Raw genomic sequence first — 19,697 nt, forward strand, 5'->3', positions numbered from 1 at the left:
AATATCATTTTCCTAGTAGCTATGAACATTGGATTAAACTGCGATTTATTACTTCAACTGGCTATGCTCCGCATCATGGTCGGGGATAATGTCTTCTACATCCCGCAGCACACGCACAAAAAAACCCAGCCCACCAACTAACAACATACACAACGCGCAGATCACATATAGCAATGCTATCCCTGCGCCAGTGCCAGTCCCAAATAATCCGCCGAGAATACCAACCAGAACACCGCCTGATTGCAAGGCTGGTGTAAAAACACGATCTGCCAATGGCCCGGCTATTAAATAGCCTATCGCAGAAGCGATTTGCAAAAAGAGCGATCGCGCCGCAAAAACCCTTCCTTGCACATTAGGAGGTACTTTCGCTAACCAAATAGCACTATCCGAACTGCCATTCAAAGGGAAATTAAAAGAAGAACAAAATTGCGCCGGAATCCAAACCCAAGGTGTTCTACCCAAACCAAAAACAATTTTACTTATACCTGCACCCATCATTCCCAATAAAAGACCTTTGATTTTCCGCTTAAAACCGCCCCAAGTGCTAACAACAATCGCCCCCGTTACACCACCAAAACCAGCCGCAGCAGCCAAGCTACCTAGCACTAAAGTATTATTATTAGTGCGCGATAAAATCATGGGCGAGTAAAGGGAATCTCCAATATCATGGGGTAGCCAAAATAATAAATTAACTATTAACAATGCCAGTAAACCTTTGTGAGCAGTAATATAACGCCAACCCAATCCCAAATCTTGCCAAATATTAACTATGTTTTCGTTTTTTGTGGTTGGTATTGGTTGAGGAATACTCACAAATAATAAGCTTCCAATTGCTATAAGAAACGTCGAAATATCAATCAACCAAATTCCTAAAAAACCGATGATTGTGTAAAGATACCCCGCCAAAGCAGGTGCAATAATATTACTACCATAACCAGATAAAAATTCTAAACTACTAGCGCGGGTATAGTGCTGTTTAGGAATCATCAGTGATACTGATGCTGAGTACGCCAAAGATTGAAATTGGTTGAAAGTTCCGATAATCGCGCCTGTTAAATAAAAGTGCCAGATTTGTAAATTATTGGTGAGATGCAACAACAAAATTACAATTGTGCTGAGAACTGCAACTGTATCACCCACCATCATTAAAAATTTGCGGTTAAATCGGTCTACAATTACACCGCTAATGGGGGTAATAATAATACTTGGTAGTAAACTAAAAAAACCTACCAGAGTCAGGGTTGTAGCTTTCCCTGTAATTTCCCATGCCCAAATTTCAATCGCAAAGCCGGTCATGTTACTACCAATGGTAGAAACTAATTGACCAAGCCAAACGATAAAAAAATTACGCATACTGGCTGGATTTGGTTGTTGCATTTTTATATGAAGGGAATGGGTAATTTTTCGGTATTAGTATGATCTCACTCAACTTCTTTCATATATTCCTTGATTTGGGCAATTCGTTCCTGCGGTTTTAATAAAGGACAGTTTGTACACTTTTCATCAAATGGAGGAATGAAAGCATATAAACAACAGGTAAGACGTACTGTGGTTGTAGCTGGTAAACTGGGTTCATTAAGTTGTTCGGTGCGTAATAAGTTGTAAAGGGGATTGCGTCCGGGCATAACTGAACTGTAGGGTTGTTCATATAAGACGGAATAATCTGTTTGTATTGCTTCTAGATTTGTACATTGGCTAAGTTCAGTAAACTGTCCTTCCGAAGCGTTCACCGCATTACCCCACATAGTTTTTTTGGAGAGTTTGGTTAAAATATGAACCCTGTGTATCATGAGTGCAAAATTGTGTTGGAATAAGTTAGTAAATACATTTTGGTGTAAGGCTTCCACGCTATTTACTATTTTTCCTTGATAATCTTCGGGAATGGGAATAGGTAATCTCTGAGGATAAATTACAGTACCACTCAAATCATGAAACCATAACGCCTTGGGTTCACCGTCTTCTAATACAAAACTCACATTGTCAAGCCCAGCATCTAGTCCTACACCAGCCCAAGTCATCAAAGCTAAAACACCCGGTAATGTTGTCCAGCTATAAACTTTGTTCCAGATAGATGCAGCAATGTGAATATCTTGAGTTTTTTGGTATATCTCGCTGGCTTGCAATTGAGATAAAAGTCTATCTGGTTGTAAATAATTATTTAATGAAATTACCTCAACACCATCAGGCGGCTGAGGTAAAATTATGCAGTCTGTATAGAAACTATCTAAAGTGTTTTGAGCAAGAGTAAATACTTCTTGTAAGAAATTTTGTACACTATTGTTAGTTATTAGTTGAAACATTATTTTTTATTAAGTATTTATATATGTCATCTAAAATGGTATTAGCTGATAGAATATTGCCAAATATCCAGTAACCAGAATCAACAGTATATACGCGATTACTTTTTACTACATTGAGGGTTTGCCACAGAGGACTATTTTTATATATTTGAAAATTCTCTTCTGAACCTGGGTCTAGTGCAATAAATATTGCGTCTGATTCTAACAAGTTTACACGCTCTAAACTAACATTGTTGTAACTAACACTAGCACCACTACTAACTTGCAGTTGTGCCAAGGGAATCGATAAATTTAATTCCTCTAAAATACTTACGGGAAATGATAATTTATTCAAAAATTGTGTGAATTCAAGAGTTGTATAAAATCTCATGACGGAAACTTTTTTATTGCCCAGTTTTTGAGCAAACTCCCATCTTAATTTTTCAACTCTTTGTTGATATTCGGCTAGTAGCTGTTCTGCAACCTGAGTTTTATCAACTATATTAGCAACCTTTAATAAAGGTTTTCTCCAGTTATTTTCTGTAAATTCAATAGAAACTGTTGGAGCTATCTGAGAAAATAACTTATAATTTTGAGGATTTATATAAAGACCTAAAATTAAATCTGGGTGTAATTGAACAACTTTTTCAAGATTGGGATTACCTTCCTTACCTAAATCAATAATTTCATCAAGTTTATCTTTCAGGATAAGTGTTTTATTCCCTGTTCGATTTGCTCTTGTTGTGGCTATTGGTTTTAAACCCAATGCTACTAACATTTCTAAACTATCTTGGTCGGTCACAATGATCCGTTGGGGATTGAGAGGAATACAACTTTCTCCTAATTCATGCTTAACTGTTCGACATTCTGATGTGAGCGTTTGGGATTTTGATAAATATGTTGTCTGGTTAAAAAAGCTATAACATCCCTTGATAAATATTAGAGATAGGGTAACTATCAAAAATAATTTGATGTGATCCAACCATTTACTAATCATTATATGTATGTGATTGGGTAATGAATGTGGGCTTGATACAGCCCTCAGATAATTTAAGGGCTGTAGTAATTCGTCGTAAATCGTCAGGGCAAATATCTAACTACGTGAGCAATTTGTCAATTATAATTGCCAACCCAAAGTAAATTTGACTGTGCGGGGTGCGCCAGGAAAAACGCGCAGAATGCTTTCACCTGTTTCAAAATATTCATTATCAAACAAGTTCTGCACATTCAAAGCTGCACGAAAATTATTTTTGCGATAAAATAAAGTGGCATCAGTCCTTAAATAGCTGGGTAAACTAAAGCTATTGTCTAAATCTCCTTGTCTTTCTCCTACATAAAAAAGTCCTAAACCAAAGCCTAAACCTTGCAAATTACCCTGTTGAATTTCGTAGGTACTCCATAAGCTAAATGCGTGTTCTGGGACGTTGTTAATGCGGTTTCCCGCAGGAATATCATTGTCTTGAGTAACTTGTGCATCGGTGTAAGCATAGCCACCAATTATTTTCCATCCTGGCGTAATTTCACCTGTGATATCTAATTCAATACCTCGGCTTCTTTGTTCTCCTGTCTGGATAGAAGAATTTCCACTGGGATCTCTGAGATCAGTAGTGAGAACATTTGAGCGTGTGATTTGGTATAAAGCTAGAGTCGAAGAAAGATTATTTGTCCAATCTACTTTCATGCCAATTTCATACTGAGTTCCCCGTTCTGGTTCAAATAGTCTATTCTCGAATGTTGTCCCAGTTACCTGTTTGAATGAGCGGCTATAGTTGGCGTAGAGTGAAACCGCTTGACTAGGTTGATAAACAACACCAATTCGAGGGCTAAATGCTTCATCTTGCTGAGAAGAAGTTGTTTCGCCTTGAGCATTTTCTATTTTTTGGGCGACGATATCAAATCTTCCCCCTAGAACCAATTTCAAGTGATCTGATAAGCCAATTTGGTCTTGCAAGTAAATACCTAAACCATCAGAAGTAGAAGGTTCATCAGGAAATTCTTCCAGCACTGCGCCGACACTATCACGCCGATAAATAGGGTTAAAAATGTCTATAGAACCGAGTTCTCGTAAACGTCCTATACCTTCGTTATAATAAACTTCTCTTGATAAATCTACACCAAATAAAATTTGGTGTTCAAAATTACCAGTTTTAAAATTGCCTACAATATTTGTATCTAAATTGTAAGTACGATAGGCAAATTTAGCAGTAACTAGACCTCGTTCTAATGTGCGATTGTCATCTAGTAGTTCTGAAGGAAATAGAGAATTTTGGGTGACACTCAAATAGGTGAAATTAAAGTTATTATGTAACTGCCAATTTTCGTTAAACCGATGCTCTAAATTATAACCAACTCGCAGCGATCGCCTGTTATTTTTATCAATTTCGTCAAAAGGCTCACCAATAAAACGATTACGGGGGATTTTACCATTGGGGTTAGGTAAAACTGTACCCACAGCAGGTAAACCCCGGTCATTGGGTTGTCGTTGGTCTGAATACTGAGCTTCTAAAGTTAATTTGGTGTTTTCACCCATCAGCCAAGTCAAGCTGGGAGCAACAAGATAACGCTCTCTTGTAAAAAAATCAACAAATGTATCTGTTGTGGATGCAGAGGCAATAAAGCGATATAGTAAGCTTTTGTCATCGTTTAATGGCCCTGTAAAATCTAAAGTCCCGCCGTATGTGCCGAAACTGCCAATAGTTCCCTCAACAGAATAAGACGGTGTGCTTTGGGGTTTTTTCGTGACGATATTAATCGTACCTCCAGCACCCCCTGCTCCAAATAGAACTGAGGCTGGCCCTCGTAAAACTTCTATCTGCTCAATGTTCTCCGTATTCACATTACTTGTGATGTTAGTATCATCTCTTAGTCCGTTGCGGATGATATTACGGTCACTAAAACCACGAATGGTAAATCCTTCAAAGGGAGAACGTTCTGAACCATCAGGTATTACACCTGCTGCATTTCGCAATGCTTCATTTAAATTCCTCACTTGCTGGTCTTGTAGGACTTGTCGAGGAATCACCTGAATTGCTTGGGGTACATCACGCAGGGGAGTATCTGTTTTTGTGGCGGTGCTGGCTGTAGGTATTCGATAACCATCCTGTTCACCTGTGACAACCAATTCAATAGGTTCATTAGTTTCGGCTGTTGGTGGGGTTGTTGGTTGTTCTGGTGGTGTTTCACTTGTTGGCTGTTCTGCTTGCTGCGTTGTTTCAGCTACGGCTGCAAGTGCAAAAATTAAACTTTCATCACTATCAAATAATTCTGCTGTTGGTAAACCCGCCTTACCCGTTACCGTTAGCCGTACAGTATTAGCATCAGCTTGAGTGACACTTACAGAGACAATCCCGCTTACTGGATTAGCAATACTAAAATCTTTACCTTCAGGTAGTGCTAACACCGCATTAGGGAAATCTGCAATATAATTATTCTCTGCACTTTTAATAGCAGGTTGAAGTGCTTCTGGATTAGCACTTTCTAGAATAACTTCTATACCCTTATCTGTATTATTGACTTTTACGCCTGTAACTTGCACAGATGCAACATTGCTTTGTTGCACCAGTAGTAACTTTGCCGTACTTATAGAATGATGTGATTTAGTTTCCGCAACAGCTGGTTGTACAAGCAATGATACAAATGCCAACACAATCCCGGCTGAAATAATCTCTTTCGATGGTCGAGACTCCATACTCCTCACTCCAAAAAGACAAGCTCAATATTGCAAATAATTTGCAACTGTCTGTGGAGAGAGTTTATGTAATTTACGAGGTGTAAGTCTACATAGTAGACGGAGAGTTTTGAACCATAGAGGGAGTTTATGATTAAGTTCTAACATGAACCCGCAAGTAAGCAGCCAATAGCTGATAACAAGACTTGGGAGTAGAAAGAATTTTCATTACACAGCTTTTCTCCCTAATCGACAATCTTGGGGCGTGATACCAAATTTACGTTTAAATGCGGCGGCGAAGTGACTTTGATTTGCATAACCAACTGTGTTGACTACAGTTCTCACGTTCTGCTTTTGTTCCTGTAGCAGCTTTCGCGCTATTTCTAGGCGATAGTCACGCAAATATCCAAATACTGTAGTACCAAATACTTCACGAAAACCGTACTTGAGTTTGTTGTCATTTATGCCGACTTTTTTCGCTAAGTCAATTAATGAGGGTGGGTGATCATAATTTTTGGTTAAAATATCTCTGGCATGATAAATTCTCTCAACATCACCAGCTTTGAGATTAATCAAGGGTTGTTTATCGCCCTCAGCCTCTATCAGTTGAGCAAACTGCAAAGCCAGTAATTCTAGTACCTTGCCTTCTAGATACATTTTTTGTATCATCCCTTGATAGGGTACTTTGAGAATTTGCTGTAATGCTGTCTGCATGGGAAGGCCAATCTTACCCACTGGACGGTGAAACAGAGGCGGAGAGTCACTTTCCAAGAAAGGCTGTAACTGTTTTGGTAGATGTTCTAGTCCATCGATGAAGGATTTGAGGAAGTCTATATCTATACAAATTTTAATTAAATAGATGCGATCGCCTGCAAAATATTGCTCTGTTTCCTCAATATCTGGTAGGTAAAACAAGTAGTTATTCCCTACTGTCTCTTGGTAATTTTCCTCGACTCCTGCAATACCAGGGCAAATTACATGATGGTTGCCTGATAAATAAAATTTGGCTGTTAGTGCATCTAAACCATAGTGGTCAATTTTACAACTAACTTGCTGGTAGTAACGATCATCAGAAATTTCTAGGCTTAATCCTGGACGGAATTCGACTACTTGATAAAAAGTATCATATAAACTGTTATGGAATCTCTGAATTTTGTCAAAACCTTGATTGTTATACGATATATCTAAATTTTCTAGAGTTTCCTGTTCAATTTGATTAATTTGCTCTTCCGTCAAGATATTAGTCATTTGTAACGGCAATTTTGTTAATAAATTAATTGCGATAGTTTCTTAACTAACAAACGTATAACGCTTAATTTACAACAATATTGGGAATAGTAGCAATAAAAAATTATCTCATTAGTTAGTGCTATCTGATAACTTCATCATGTTATACACGCAAACTAAGTAGAGTAGTGTCAATATTTGTAGTTGGGATAAGGTACGAAGAAAGAAGGTTTTGGCTCGATTAACCTTTCTGAACATAGCTTTGTTTTTTTCCACTTACTTACAACCAGTCAAATCCTTTATAGACGGAATGAGGATTTTTCACGCAACTCCCTAAGCGCAATAAACAGCAACTAACTAACTTTCCCAAGTATTTCATAATTATTTCTGTTTATTCATAGAACAAAGACGCAAGCAGTTGAAAAAGTCTACTAATAAGTATAAAGTAGAATCTTGGAACTTCCTGCTTACATCAGTGGGTAAATCCAGATATTTCGAGAATATATCTTGCTGAAATACTCAATAAGTGTATAAAGATTATCAATTAAGATGTTGAAATTGCAAATGTCACAGAAGGCACAACTAGCTTACTTAAATGACTATATTTATCAACTAACTACAAGATAATGACAAGAGCAACCACAGCATCACCCAAAAACTGGAATCTACCCAAAATATCGCCATTAGCGGGTTTAATTCTGGGCATACTGATTCTGCTAACTTGCTTGGTGTATAGTGTCACATTGGGTGCGGCAGAAATACCGTTAAACAAAATTCTGGAATCCTTTATCAGCTTTGATGGTTCTTATGAACATTTAGTGATTCAGACGGTGAGATTACCGCGATCGCTCGTTGCGCTACTGGTAGGATCAGCTTTGGCAGTGTCCGGCGCATTAATGCAAGGTTTGACACGCAACCCCCTAGCAGATCCAGGGATTTTAGGGATTGAGTCAGGAGCAGCATTAGCTGTAGTTGCCACAATTTTTGTGTTTGGTAGCTCCTCCTTAAGTGTGTTAACCATTGTGGCCTTTGTGGGTGCAGGAGTCACAGCAATGTTAGTCTACTTCCTTGGTTCTTTGGGAAAGGGAGGAGCTACACCATTAAATATCACCGTAGCCGGGGCGGCGTTAACGGCTTTGATTTCTTCTCTTACCACAGCTATTCTCATCGTCAGTCAACGCACCTTAGAAGAAATTCGATTTTGGTTAGCTGGTTCTTTGGCTGGACGGGATTTCAACATCTTATTGTCAGCCTTACCTTTCGTGATGATTGGCTTAGTAGTTGCCTTTGCCCTTGGTAGACAAATTACAACTATGAGTCTGGGTGAAGATGTGGCTAAAGGCTTGGGTCAACAGACAGCTTGGGTCAAAATTACGACTGCCATCAGCGTGGTTTTACTGGCGGGAAGTTCCGTATCCTTAGCCGGGCCAATCGGCTTTATTGGCTTAGTTGTTCCTCATATCGTGAGATTTTTCATCAAAGCTGATTACCGTTGGATTTTGCCATACTCCGCAGTAGTGGGTGCAACTTTACTCTTAGTTGCTGATGTCGCTGGGCGTGTATTACTCAAACCCCAAGAATTACCCGTGGGAGTAATGACAGCATTGGTTGGCGCACCCTTTTTTGTCTACTTGGCTAAATCAAAGGTGAAAAAATGAAGGTTGATTGGCTTGTTATCCGTTCTGAGACGATATCTTTTCGCATAGACAGACGTGTACCACCAATACTGCTATGTTTGGCAGTGGCAGTTGTGGTAGCAATGGTGATGAATTTAGGCCGGGGTGAATATCCTATTTCGCCCTTAGATATCGTCAAAACTGTATTGGGTATAGATACAGGCAACCCAGATCATGCTTTTGTGATTTATAATCTGCGTCTACCTCGTACCCTGGTTGCTTTCATGGTGGGAATGGCGCTGGCCGTTTCTGGGGCTATCTTTCAAGGCATCACACGCAACCCATTAGCTGATCCCGGCATTATTGGCATCAATGCGGGAGCAGGTCTAGCAGCCGTTACAGTCATTGTATTATTTCCCTCAGCACCCATTTACACTTTGCCTATATCAGCCTTTGTCGGTGCTTTATTGATGGCTGCTTTAATTTACTCCCTAGCTTGGAACAATGGTAGTTCCCCCGTTCTGTTCATTTTAATGGGCGTGGGTTTGTCTGCGATCGCTGGTGCTTTCACCAGCCTATTAATTACCTTTGGCGATATTTATAACGTTAGTGATGCTTTGGTGTGGTTAGCTGGTAGTGTTTACGGACGCACCTGGGAACAAGTTTTTTCCTTTTTACCTTGGTTAATCGTTTTTATCCCGATGGCGTTGACATTAGCCAGACATTTGAACGCCTTAAATTTGGGAGATGATGTTGCCAAAGGCTTAGGTAGTCGGGTGGAATGGCAACGTGGTTTGCTGGTGCTAGTGGGTGTAGCCTTAGCAGGTGCAGGAGTCGCCACAGCCGGAATGATTGGTTTTGTAGGATTAATTGCACCTCATATAGGCAGACAGTTAGTAGGTACAAATAATGAAGGCTTGATCCCTACCTCTGCACTGTTAGGAGGAATGCTTGTTGTAGCGTCAGACTTCTTAGGAAGAACCCTCTTTGCACCTATCGAAATTCCTTGTGGGGTGGTGACTGCTGCTATTGGTGCGCCTTATTTTCTTTATTTGTTAATTCGTAATCGCAAGAAATAGTCAACAGTCAACAATCAAAATGGTATCAACTATGAAAGGATTATCAACCAAGGGTCTGTCTTTAGCTTATGATGGTGCGCCAATTATTCGAGATTTAAATTTATCAATTCCCACCGGACAAATTAGTGCTTTAGTGGGTGCAAACGGTTGTGGTAAATCAACTTTATTACGAGGTTTAGCCAGATTACTTAAACCCTATGGTGGTACAGTTTATCTTGATGGGCAATCTATTTTTAATCTTTCTACTAAGGACGTAGCGAAGCAATTAGGGATCTTACCGCAAGGGCCAGTTGCACCAGAAGGATTAACAGTCAGAGACTTGGTAGCACAAGGACGTTATCCTTATCAAAATTGGTTGCAGCAGTGGTCAGAAAAAGATGAAAAAATTGTCCAACAAGCACTCTTAATTACAAACTTATTAGAGTTGGACGACAGAGGATTAGATACTTTATCTGGTGGACAACGACAACGTGCTTGGATTGCAATGGCATTAGCACAAGATACAGATATTTTACTGTTAGATGAACCGACTACTTTTTTAGATTTGGCGCATCAGATAGAAGTTTTAGATTTGTTATATGAATTGAACCAGCATCAGGGCAGAACTATTGTCATGGTGCTGCATGATTTAAATCAGGCTTGTCGTTATGCTGATTACTTGGTTGCTGTCAAACAAGGAAGAATTTTTACTGCTGGAGAACCGAAGCAGGTAATGACTGAAGCGATGGTGCAAGAGGTTTTTGGCTTAGAGTGTCGTATTGTTCCTGACCCGGTTGTAGGAACACCAATGTGTGTACCAATAGGGCGCAAGGGAAGAGTAAAAATAACTTAATTCTTTAATATCAACTATGCCTATCTCCATCACCAGCCAAGTTTTCGACCAATTACTGAATCAGGGGAAAGTTGAGAGTTCCCAACATCCAGACCCCGATGATCAGTTAGATGTGATGTACAATTACCCAAAGCTATTGGGACAAGGTTTCTGGCGGCAAATCAGGCTGCGTGACGGTTTAGATTTGTGCATTGGCGATTTGAGTTTGAGCGATCGCATAATTTTTGAAGATCCACAAACAGAAACTTCTTTACATTACCACTTCCATTTTTCAGGGGGACACACAGATCAATATACATCCATAAGTGGCGGACAGTATATTTTCCACGGCAGTGGTTTAACTCCTCAAATACGGTCAGAAACTTATCATGAACAGCCATTTCTTGAGGTGGAATTTACATTTGAGCCTGAGTTGCTGCTTTCTTTCGCTGGTAACAGTGAAGGGCAATTACCAAAAGAGTTACAGCACTTAATTCGACCAGATGATCAGCTAAAATACCATCGCTGTGGCACAGCTACTTTACCGATGCAGAGAATTGCACAGCAAATTTTGCATTGTCCTTATCGGGGTATTGCGAAACGGATGTACCTGGAAGGGAAAGTACTGGAATTGATGGGAATCCTTATAGAACAAGAGGTAGAGATTCGTGACGGTAAAAGCAATAGTCAGCCTCTACAGGCAGATGTGGTAGACAGAATTCACCATGCTAGGGAAATTATACTGCAACGGTTGGACAATCCGCTATCTTTGAACGAATTAGCGCGACGAGTTGGGTTAAATGAATGCACCCTCAAACGTGGCTTTCGTTCTTGTTTTGGCACAACAGTATTTGGCTATCTGCGTCGCCACAAACTTGAGCAAGCACGACAACTACTAGAAGCAGGAGAGATGAAAATTACCGACATTGCTCAGGCAATAGGTTACAACAGTCGCAGTCCCTTTGCTGCTGCATTCCGCAAACAATTTGGCCTTAACCCCAAGGAATACCAGAAATTGCAAAAAAATTCCGTTTAGCTATCGAAAAAATTCCGTCCACCTATCAGATTAGTTTTATGTCACACCCAGTTTAACGGTATCTTGTTGAAACTAATTATTATTAATGGTGTGAGCAGTGGTGTCAAATTATTGCTGGTTGAAGGTATTGATGCTTAGTTCCTTCTGGGGATTGCTTACCTTACCATCTGTAGCGGAAACTAATTTAAACCGTACTAATTCTGATGCAAATATATATCCTGTAGCAACTGCGGCTAAAAATCTCAACGAAGTTGAACGTCCAGCAACTACGGTTAAACAGTGGCTTTCCCAAGGCATAATTCAGGTAACGGGTGTCAAGTTAAGACAAACAGACAAGGAACTGGAAGTAATTTTAGAGAGTACAGGTTCAGATAAGTTGCAGCCTGTAAGTAAAAGTGAGGAAAATAATTTTATTGCTGATATTCCCAATACTCAATTAAATTTGCCATCTGGTAGTGAGTTTCGTCAAGAAAATCCTGCTACTGGAATTACGCTAGTGACTGTAACTAATCTCGATGCTAATACTATTAGGTTAACAGTCACAGGTGTAGCCAGTCCTCCCAAAGTAGAACTATTTGATAGTGATGAGGGTTTAATTTTGGGTGTAATGGTAACTGAGACAGCGACAGTACCACAGCCACCGACAACAGAGCAACCGACAAGTGAGACACAACCACAGACACCAACAGCAGAACAAGAGGAGCCAATTGAATTAGTGGTGACAGGGGAACAGAATGGCTATTTTGTCCCAAATACTACGACTGCGACAAAAACTGATACACCCTTGCGTGACATTCCCCAATCAATTCAAGTAGTACCACAGGAAGTATTACGCGACCAACAAGTGACTCGCATAGAAGATGCTCTGAGAAATGTTGCTGGTGTGAATCAGACTTTTAACTTTGGGCCATTAGCCTTCTATAGCATTCGCGGATTCGATGTCACAGAGACGAATCTGCTCAGGGATGGACTGATTGACACATTGGCTGGACAAGTGAGTGAACTTTCCAGTATTGAGCGAGTTGAAGTTCTCAAAGGCCCTGCATCAGTGCTGTTTGGTTTGGGTAATCCAGGGGGAAGCATCAACTTAGTGTCGAAACGTCCTTTGCGTGACCCTTTTTACACTGTTGATGCAACTATTGGCAGCTATAGTTTTTATCGAGGCGCGGTTGATTTTTCGGGGCCGCTAAATGACTCGAAGACAGTTTTATATCGTCTCAATTTAGCATACAGAAATTCAGGTAGTTTTGTCGATTTCTTTAATGGTGAAAGTTTAAATATATCGCCCGTAGTCAGTATAGCGCTGGGAAAGAAAACTAACTTGACCTTGGAGGCAGAATACATCACTACAAGGGATACGATCGCATCTGGTGTACCTGTGATTGGGAGTATATTACCTAACCCCAACGGCAAGGTGTCCCGTAATCTTAATCTGACTGAACCTTCTGACAGTTTTGAGCAGACAATTTTCAGGCTGGGATACCGACTAGACCACAAGTTTAACGAAAATTGGTCATTAAACAATGCGTTTATCTTCGCATTTCGCGATCTCTTTCAACGCCGCACCGATTCTAATGGTTTAGAACCAGATAATCGAAGTTGGAGGCGATCGGCTTCCGAAGGCTCTTCTGAAAATAGAAATTATGCGATGACGACTAATCTAATCGGTAAGTTCTCCACAGGTTCGATTCAGCATCAGCTACTATTTGGAGTTGATTTAAATCGCTTTGACAACTACAATCCACCAATTGATGAATTCGAGGCGGTATCAATTGATATCTTCAATCCAGTATATCGGCAACCGCGTGGAGCAAAAGTCCCTTCTTCTTTTGCAGTTCGACAGCAGACAAACTCATTAGGAATTTATCTGCAAGATCAAGTTGCATTGACGGATAACTTAAAAGTTCTATTGGGTGGGCGGTTTGACTTTATTGATCGAAAATATGAAGATTTAATCAGTAATACAGAAAGCAGTGGGACAGATAGTGCATTTAGTCCTCGCTTTGGCATTGTCTATCAACCCATCCCTGCTATCTCCCTATATACCAGTTACACAAGTTCATTTACTCCACCAGGCGGCTCATACTTTTTTGGTGTTGACTCCACCTTCGAGCCAGAACGCGGTAATCAGTATGAGGTTGGGGTAAAAGCAGATTTGAGCGATCGCCTTTCCGCAACACTTGCATTATTTGATTTGACTCGTACCAATGTCACAACAGAAGATCCCAACAGACCAAACTTTTCTATCCAAGTAGGTGAACAGAATAGCCAAGGGGTTGAACTGAATTTAGCGGGCGAAATTTTACCAGGATGGAATATTTTTGCAGGCTACGCTTATATCGATGCCCGCATTACTAAAGATAATACTTTGACCCCTGGAAACCGATTGTCAAATAGCGCCAATCATTCTTTTAACTTGTGGACAAGCTATGAAATTCAAAAAGGTAACTTACAAGGCTTAGGGGCAGGAATCGGCTTGTTTTTTGTAGGCGATCGCGCTAATTTTGACAACAGTTATACTGTACCTAGCTATCTTCGCACAGATGCCTCTCTTTTCTATAAACGAGAGCAACTCAGAGTTGCCCTCAACTTCAAAAATCTATTTGATGTAGACTATTTTGAAAGTTCGCTAGGTAATCGTGTTTATTATGGGCAACCTTTTACAGTACAAGGCACAGTTTCCTGGCAGTTTTAACCATCAAGATCATCATGCGACATTTGTTTTACTGGCTAATATTAGGCATCTTCGGATTTACTCTAGTTACATCTGGCAATCCTTATGCACCTCACAATACATCCTTTATACCTAAACCAACAGCCGCAGAATGTCGCATGGTTAAACACACAATGGGGGAAACCTGTGTCCCCATAAATCCCCAGCGTGTTGTCACCTTATCTTCATGTACTTTAGGCAATGTCCTAGCTCTGGGAGTTAAACCCATCGGCACAACTAACGAAGTTTATGTAGAGGGGGGTTCTCTATCATCTACGAATGCAAATACGGAAGGAATCAAGCTACTGGGACTTTCACAACCAAATTTAGAAGCAACATTACTACTCAAACCAGATTTAATTATTGGTGTAGATTGGTTCAAGCCAATTTATCCTTTATTATCTAAAATTGCCCCTACTGTATTAGGTGAAATTGATTATATAAGCTGGCAAAAACATCTGAGCTTTGTTGCTGAATCACTGGGGAAACAAGATATTGAAAAAGCAATTTGGCAACGCTATTATCAGCGAATAGAAAAGCTAAAACAAGCATTAGGAAATCGCTATGAAGGTAAAAAAATATCCTTCATAACTGTTGGACGTGGTGAGATATACATTGATTCCAAAAACTCATTTCCTGGTTCTATTCTCAGTGCTGCACTTTTACAGCGTCCAGCCGCACAAAATCTCGATTCAACCTATGGATCATTTCCTATTTCTCTAGAGGAACTAAAAAAAGCTGATGGTGATATTTTGTTTGTGACAACTTTTTCAAAAACAGGCAAAGAATTTCTGGCAAAAAAACAACAAGAGCCACTTTGGAAGACTCTGAAAGCTGTGCAAGAAAATCATGTTTATTATGTTGATTTTATGGCATGGGCTGGAACAAATATGCTGGCGACTGATGTAGTAATTGATGACTTATTTAAATATCTTGTTAATGCTCCTTAATATAGCTGCTCTAAATAACTCATAAGAAAATGCTTATATATAGTGATATTATTTCTCAATAAAGACTGATGCGATCGGGGGCAATAAATGTCAGAGAATGAAACGAATGCAATATTTTTCGCCCTATTATCGGCATTTTTTGCAGCCTTGACGACTATATTTGCCAAGATTGGAGTCGAAGCAATTAACTCCAACTTAGCAACCGCAATCCGCACGGTAGTAATTCTCATCATGATTTGGGGTTGGGTGATCGCGAAAGGACAACTAGACACACTATTGACAATTAGCCCCAAAACCCTGCTATTTCTCGTCTTCTCTGGGATATCAACGGGTTTATCTTGGTTATTTTACTTTCGTGCTTTACAAGTCGGTAAAGCTTCTTTAGTCGCACCTTTGGATAAATCGAGTTTGCTCTTGGTGCTGATTTTTTCGCTACTTTTTCTTAAGGAACCGCTAACGCTGCAAGTGATATTGGGAACTGGCTTGATTTTAACTGGTACACTTGTTTTGATTCGTTGAGAGTCAAATTTTACCAGATATCCAAGACTGCGATCGCCTCACTATCTTTACCTAATTTAATGAGATAATTTCTTAATTAGGGGATAAACTAGACTTGATCAGAATATGACTATCACCATTTCTCAACAAGCCTTCGACGAACTGTGGCACCAGACGCGGATTAATGGAACTAGTCGTTATCCTGACCCCAAGGACAAGTTTGATGTGATATACAAGTATCCACAACCGTTGGGACAAGGCTACTGGCGAGAAATTCAACTACGGGAAGGTTTTAATTTGACTGTTGCTGAGTACACAGTGCGCGATCGCCTAATGATAGAATTCTCCGATCTAGATACATCTGGGATAGAGTATCATTTTCATCTGTCTGGACAAACTCAGTGTCGGCAAACTTACCTGGAAGCTGGAAGATACGGTGTTTATGGTCAAGGAATAGAAACAAAATCACGAGGTGACATTTCCACCAGACAGCCTTTTTTGGAAGTGATTATCGAGATGTTACCCGAAACACTATACTCTCTAGCCGGTCATCCAGAAGGCGAAATACCAAGAGAATTACAGCATTTAGTCAGAACATCTGCACAACCATGTTACTGTCGTGATGGTATTGCCACACCAGCTATGCAAACCGTCGCCAGGCAAATTATCCAGTGTCCTTATCGGGGAATCGCCAAGCGGGTTTATCTAGAAGGGAAAGCTTTGGAGTTGATGGGAATGTTGTTAGCTGTCGAAACCGAAATACAAGATAGTAATCGCAATCCTCATCCATTGACAGGCGATTTAGTAGACAGAATTTATTATGCTAGGGAGATTTTGCAACAAAGACTAGATAATCCACCCACTCTCGGAGAGTTGGCAAGGCTGGTAGGGTTAAATGAATGTACTCTTAAACAGGGTTTTCGCCAGGTGTTTGGTACAACAGTATTTGGTTATCTTCACGGTTATTGCATGGAGCAAGCATGGCAAATGCTGCAAACGGGAACATGGAAAGTCGGTGAAGTCGCCAATATGGTTGGTTACAATGATTTAACTGCCTTTGGGAGAGCCTTTCGGAAAAAGTTTGGCATCCGTCCACGGGATTGTCTGAAAAAGTTTTCCGTTTGAGCCGAATAAAAATTCCGTTTGAGCCGAATTATCTCTATCTTCACCTTGATAGTTTTCCCTAAGCTAATTAGGAAAAGTTTTTATTAAGCTTCAAGGTGTGGGAGTGATGGTCAATTTTTCACCACTGCGGCGTAGACGCATAGCGGCTTGTCGGCAGACATCGTTATTGCTGGGTGTATTTTTTCTTCTAGGAATGCAAGCAACATGGGCAGAGGAAACGAATTCTTCTAGCAACTCTCAAATTTTGGTACAGTCACCAACACCTGTATCAGAAATTATCCCAGTCACCGGAGTTGAGGCAAATCCGACTGAAAAAGGTGTAGAGATAATTCTCCAAACTACCCAAGGGGACGGGCTACAAATTACAAATCGCAGTACGGGTAATAATTTTATTGCAGATATTCCTAATGCTCAGTTGCGTTTACCCAACGGCAATGCTTTTAACTTCCGTTCGGAAAAACCACTTGCGGGAATTACTGAAATTACGGTTATCAATGTAGATGCTAATACTGTGCGGGTGACAGTGGTAGGTGAAACAAGTTTACCAACAGTCGAGTTATTTGATGACAATGCAGGACTGGTGTTTGGTATAAATCCTGCTACAACCGCCATACAGCCACCACCACAGCAGCCAGAAACGCCACAAGCCGAACAAAACCCAACAGAACCAGCAGCGCAGCAAGATGAGCCGATTGAGTTGGTGGTGACAGGAGAACAAGATGGGTATCGTGTACCGAATACCTCAACTGGGACAAGAACCGATACACCTTTAAGAGATATTCCCCAATCAATTCAAGTAGTACCGCAACAGGTATTGCGCGACCAGCAAATAACTCGTTTAGATGATGCTTTGAGAAATATTCCTGGTGTGACTCAGGATTTTGGCCCTGGTCAGTCTATCTTTTACAGGATTCGGGGATTTGAAAACACAGGTAATAACTTCCTCAGAAATGGACTACCCGATCCCGGTGCTGGAGAATTAGTTGAACTTGCTAGTGTGGAACAGGTTGAAGTTCTCAAAGGGCCAGGATCAGTGCTATTTGGTTTAGGTAATCCTGGAGGAAGTATCAATTTAGTCACTAAGCGTCCCTTGAATGAACCTTTCTATGGTGTGGATGCGACTGTGGGTAGCTATAGCTACTACCGGGGTGCGATTGATTTATCTGGGCCATTGAATGACTCGAAAACAGTCTTGTATCGTCTGAATACAGCCTACAGAAACTCAGGTAGTTTTGTCGATTCCTATACAAGTGAAAACTTCAATATTTCACCCGTGATTAGTGTCGCAATTGGCAGGAATACTAACTTAACCATAGAAGGGGATTACATCAATGCAAAAGATTTTTTCCGATTACCTGGTGTACCAACAATAGGGACGATATTTCCTAACCCTAACGGCAAAATACCCCGTAATCGTAACTTGGCTGAACCTTCCGATATCATTGAACAGACGGTTACAAGAATAGGCTATCAACTAGAACACAAATTTAATGACAGTTGGTCATTACGCAATGCTTTTGTGTATAACTATCGTGATTATTACGATAGAATACACCTTCCCTCTGGCTTAGATGCAGATAATCGCACTCTGAATCGTTTTTACCGAGAATTTGACTTTGTAAGTACAGCTTATACTTTCACTACAAATACTGTTGGCAAGTTTTCTACTGGTGCAATTGAACATCAACTATTATTTGGAGTTGATGTGCATCGTTTTGAAAACAGAACACCAAAATTTAGAGGTGCAGCATGTGCGCCAATTGATATTTTTAATCCTGTTTACGGTCAGCCACGCCCTCAGCTTGGGGATGAATTTAGCGATGCAACTACCACCAACTCATTAGGAATTTATTTACAAGATCAGATTGCTCTGACAGATAATTTAAAGGTGCTATTAGGTATACGGTTTGATACTTTTGATCAGAAGGCAGAAGATTTTACTTTTCAATTAGCAAGTAGTAAGTCAGATAGTGCATTTAGCCCTCGTTTGGGAATTGTCTATCAACCCATACCAGCGATTTCACTTTATGCCAGTTACGTTAGTTCATTTGCTCCCGCCAACGGATTAATTTTACCTGGTGATGCTTTGAGTAATTCCTTTGAACCGGAAAGAGGGAGACAGTATGAAGCTGGGGTAAAGGCAGATTTTAGCGATCGCCTTTCGGCAACATTAGCATTCTATGACCTAACTCGGAGTAATGTTTTAACAGCAGATCCCAATAATCCAGGTTTTCAAATCCAAACTGGTGAACAAAATAGCCAAGGTATGGAACTGAGTCTGACAGGGGAAATTTTGCCCGGATGGAATATTATTGCAGGCTACGCTTATACTGATGCACGGATTACTGAAGATAATACTTTTCAGCCAGGAAACCAATTGCCAAATACGCCATATCATTCTTTCAATTTATGGACAACCTATCAAATTCAACAAGGTAATTTACAAGGTTTAGGCTTTGGTTTAGGCTTGTTTTTTGTAGGCGATCGCGCTGGAGATTTAGCAAATACTTACGATGTTCCTAGCTATCTTCGCACTGATGCAGCAATTTACTATAACCGAGATAAATTTAGAGTCTCACTCAATTTTAAAAATCTCTTTGACGTAGAATATTTTGAATATGCCGTGAATTCAACTCGCGTTAACTACGGACAGCCTTTGACGATTCAAGGAACAGTTTCCTGGCAGTTTTAATAAC

The 19,697-nt window shown here is 40.2% G+C and carries 14 protein-coding genes; 9 read left to right on the plus strand and 5 right to left on the minus strand.

Features of this window, described 5'->3' with window-relative positions:
• Nucleotides 1-48: 48 nt before the first annotated feature.
• The 5 genes from H6G14_RS21585 to H6G14_RS21605 all read right to left on the minus strand — a co-directional run bounded on the left by H6G14_RS21585 (nucleotide 49) and on the right by H6G14_RS21605 (nucleotide 7,194).
• A complete protein-coding gene (locus H6G14_RS21585) occupies nucleotides 49-1,353 on the minus strand; it encodes an MFS transporter (RefSeq protein WP_190569538.1) in 1,305 nt (434 codons plus the stop codon).
• Between the two features lie 68 nt (nucleotides 1,354-1,421).
• Complete coding sequence (locus H6G14_RS21590; protein WP_190569470.1) at nucleotides 1,422-2,300, minus strand: ferric iron reductase; 879 nt, start codon at nucleotides 2,298-2,300, stop codon at nucleotides 1,422-1,424.
• Nucleotides 2,281-3,276 carry an iron-siderophore ABC transporter substrate-binding protein gene (locus H6G14_RS21595; protein WP_190569471.1) on the minus strand — a complete coding sequence of 332 codons (996 nt, stop codon included), beginning with the start codon at nucleotides 3,274-3,276 and terminating at the stop codon, nucleotides 2,281-2,283. The genes H6G14_RS21590 and H6G14_RS21595 overlap by 20 nt, the downstream gene beginning before the upstream one ends.
• A gap of 120 nt (nucleotides 3,277-3,396) precedes the next feature.
• A complete protein-coding gene (locus H6G14_RS21600; protein ID WP_190569473.1) occupies nucleotides 3,397-5,967 on the minus strand; it encodes a TonB-dependent siderophore receptor in 2,571 nt (856 codons plus the stop codon).
• A 207-nt stretch (nucleotides 5,968-6,174) separates the two neighbouring features.
• Entirely contained in the window at nucleotides 6,175-7,194 is a 1,020-nt protein-coding gene (locus tag H6G14_RS21605) for a helix-turn-helix transcriptional regulator (RefSeq protein ID WP_190569474.1), read from the minus strand.
• Between the two features lie 605 nt (nucleotides 7,195-7,799).
• Here H6G14_RS21605 and H6G14_RS21610 point away from each other — a divergent pair.
• The 9 genes from H6G14_RS21610 to H6G14_RS21650 all read left to right on the plus strand — a co-directional run bounded on the left by H6G14_RS21610 (nucleotide 7,800) and on the right by H6G14_RS21650 (nucleotide 19,693).
• Nucleotides 7,800-8,831, plus strand: a complete 1,032-nt coding sequence (locus H6G14_RS21610) for a FecCD family ABC transporter permease (protein WP_190569476.1) — start codon at nucleotides 7,800-7,802, stop codon at nucleotides 8,829-8,831.
• Nucleotides 8,828-9,868, plus strand: a complete 1,041-nt coding sequence (locus H6G14_RS21615; RefSeq protein WP_190569478.1) for a FecCD family ABC transporter permease — start codon at nucleotides 8,828-8,830, stop codon at nucleotides 9,866-9,868. Before H6G14_RS21610 ends, H6G14_RS21615 begins: the two co-directional genes overlap by 4 nt.
• Before the next feature lie 31 nt (nucleotides 9,869-9,899).
• Nucleotides 9,900-10,700, plus strand: a complete 801-nt coding sequence (locus H6G14_RS21620; RefSeq protein ID WP_190569480.1) for an ABC transporter ATP-binding protein — start codon at nucleotides 9,900-9,902, stop codon at nucleotides 10,698-10,700.
• Between the two features lie 16 nt (nucleotides 10,701-10,716).
• Entirely contained in the window at nucleotides 10,717-11,715 is a 999-nt protein-coding gene (locus tag H6G14_RS21625; protein WP_190569481.1) for an AraC family transcriptional regulator, read from the plus strand.
• Between the two features lie 130 nt (nucleotides 11,716-11,845).
• Complete coding sequence (locus H6G14_RS21630; protein WP_190569483.1) at nucleotides 11,846-14,410, plus strand: TonB-dependent siderophore receptor; 2,565 nt, start codon at nucleotides 11,846-11,848, stop codon at nucleotides 14,408-14,410.
• Between the two features lie 14 nt (nucleotides 14,411-14,424).
• Nucleotides 14,425-15,378 (plus strand): iron-siderophore ABC transporter substrate-binding protein, encoded by a 954-nt coding sequence (locus tag H6G14_RS21635; protein ID WP_190569485.1) that lies wholly within the window; start codon nucleotides 14,425-14,427, stop codon nucleotides 15,376-15,378.
• 87 nt (nucleotides 15,379-15,465) lie between these two features.
• Entirely contained in the window at nucleotides 15,466-15,897 is a 432-nt protein-coding gene (locus tag H6G14_RS21640; RefSeq protein ID WP_190569487.1) for an EamA family transporter, read from the plus strand.
• A gap of 105 nt (nucleotides 15,898-16,002) precedes the next feature.
• Complete coding sequence (locus H6G14_RS21645) at nucleotides 16,003-17,001, plus strand: helix-turn-helix domain-containing protein (protein ID WP_190569489.1); 999 nt, start codon at nucleotides 16,003-16,005, stop codon at nucleotides 16,999-17,001.
• A gap of 106 nt (nucleotides 17,002-17,107) precedes the next feature.
• Entirely contained in the window at nucleotides 17,108-19,693 is a 2,586-nt protein-coding gene (locus tag H6G14_RS21650) for a TonB-dependent receptor (RefSeq protein ID WP_190569491.1), read from the plus strand.
• Nucleotides 19,694-19,697: the final 4 nt, after the last annotated feature.

Source organism: Nostoc parmelioides FACHB-3921 (assembly GCF_014696625.1).
Classification (GTDB): domain Bacteria; phylum Cyanobacteriota; class Cyanobacteriia; order Cyanobacteriales; family Nostocaceae; genus Trichormus; species Trichormus parmelioides.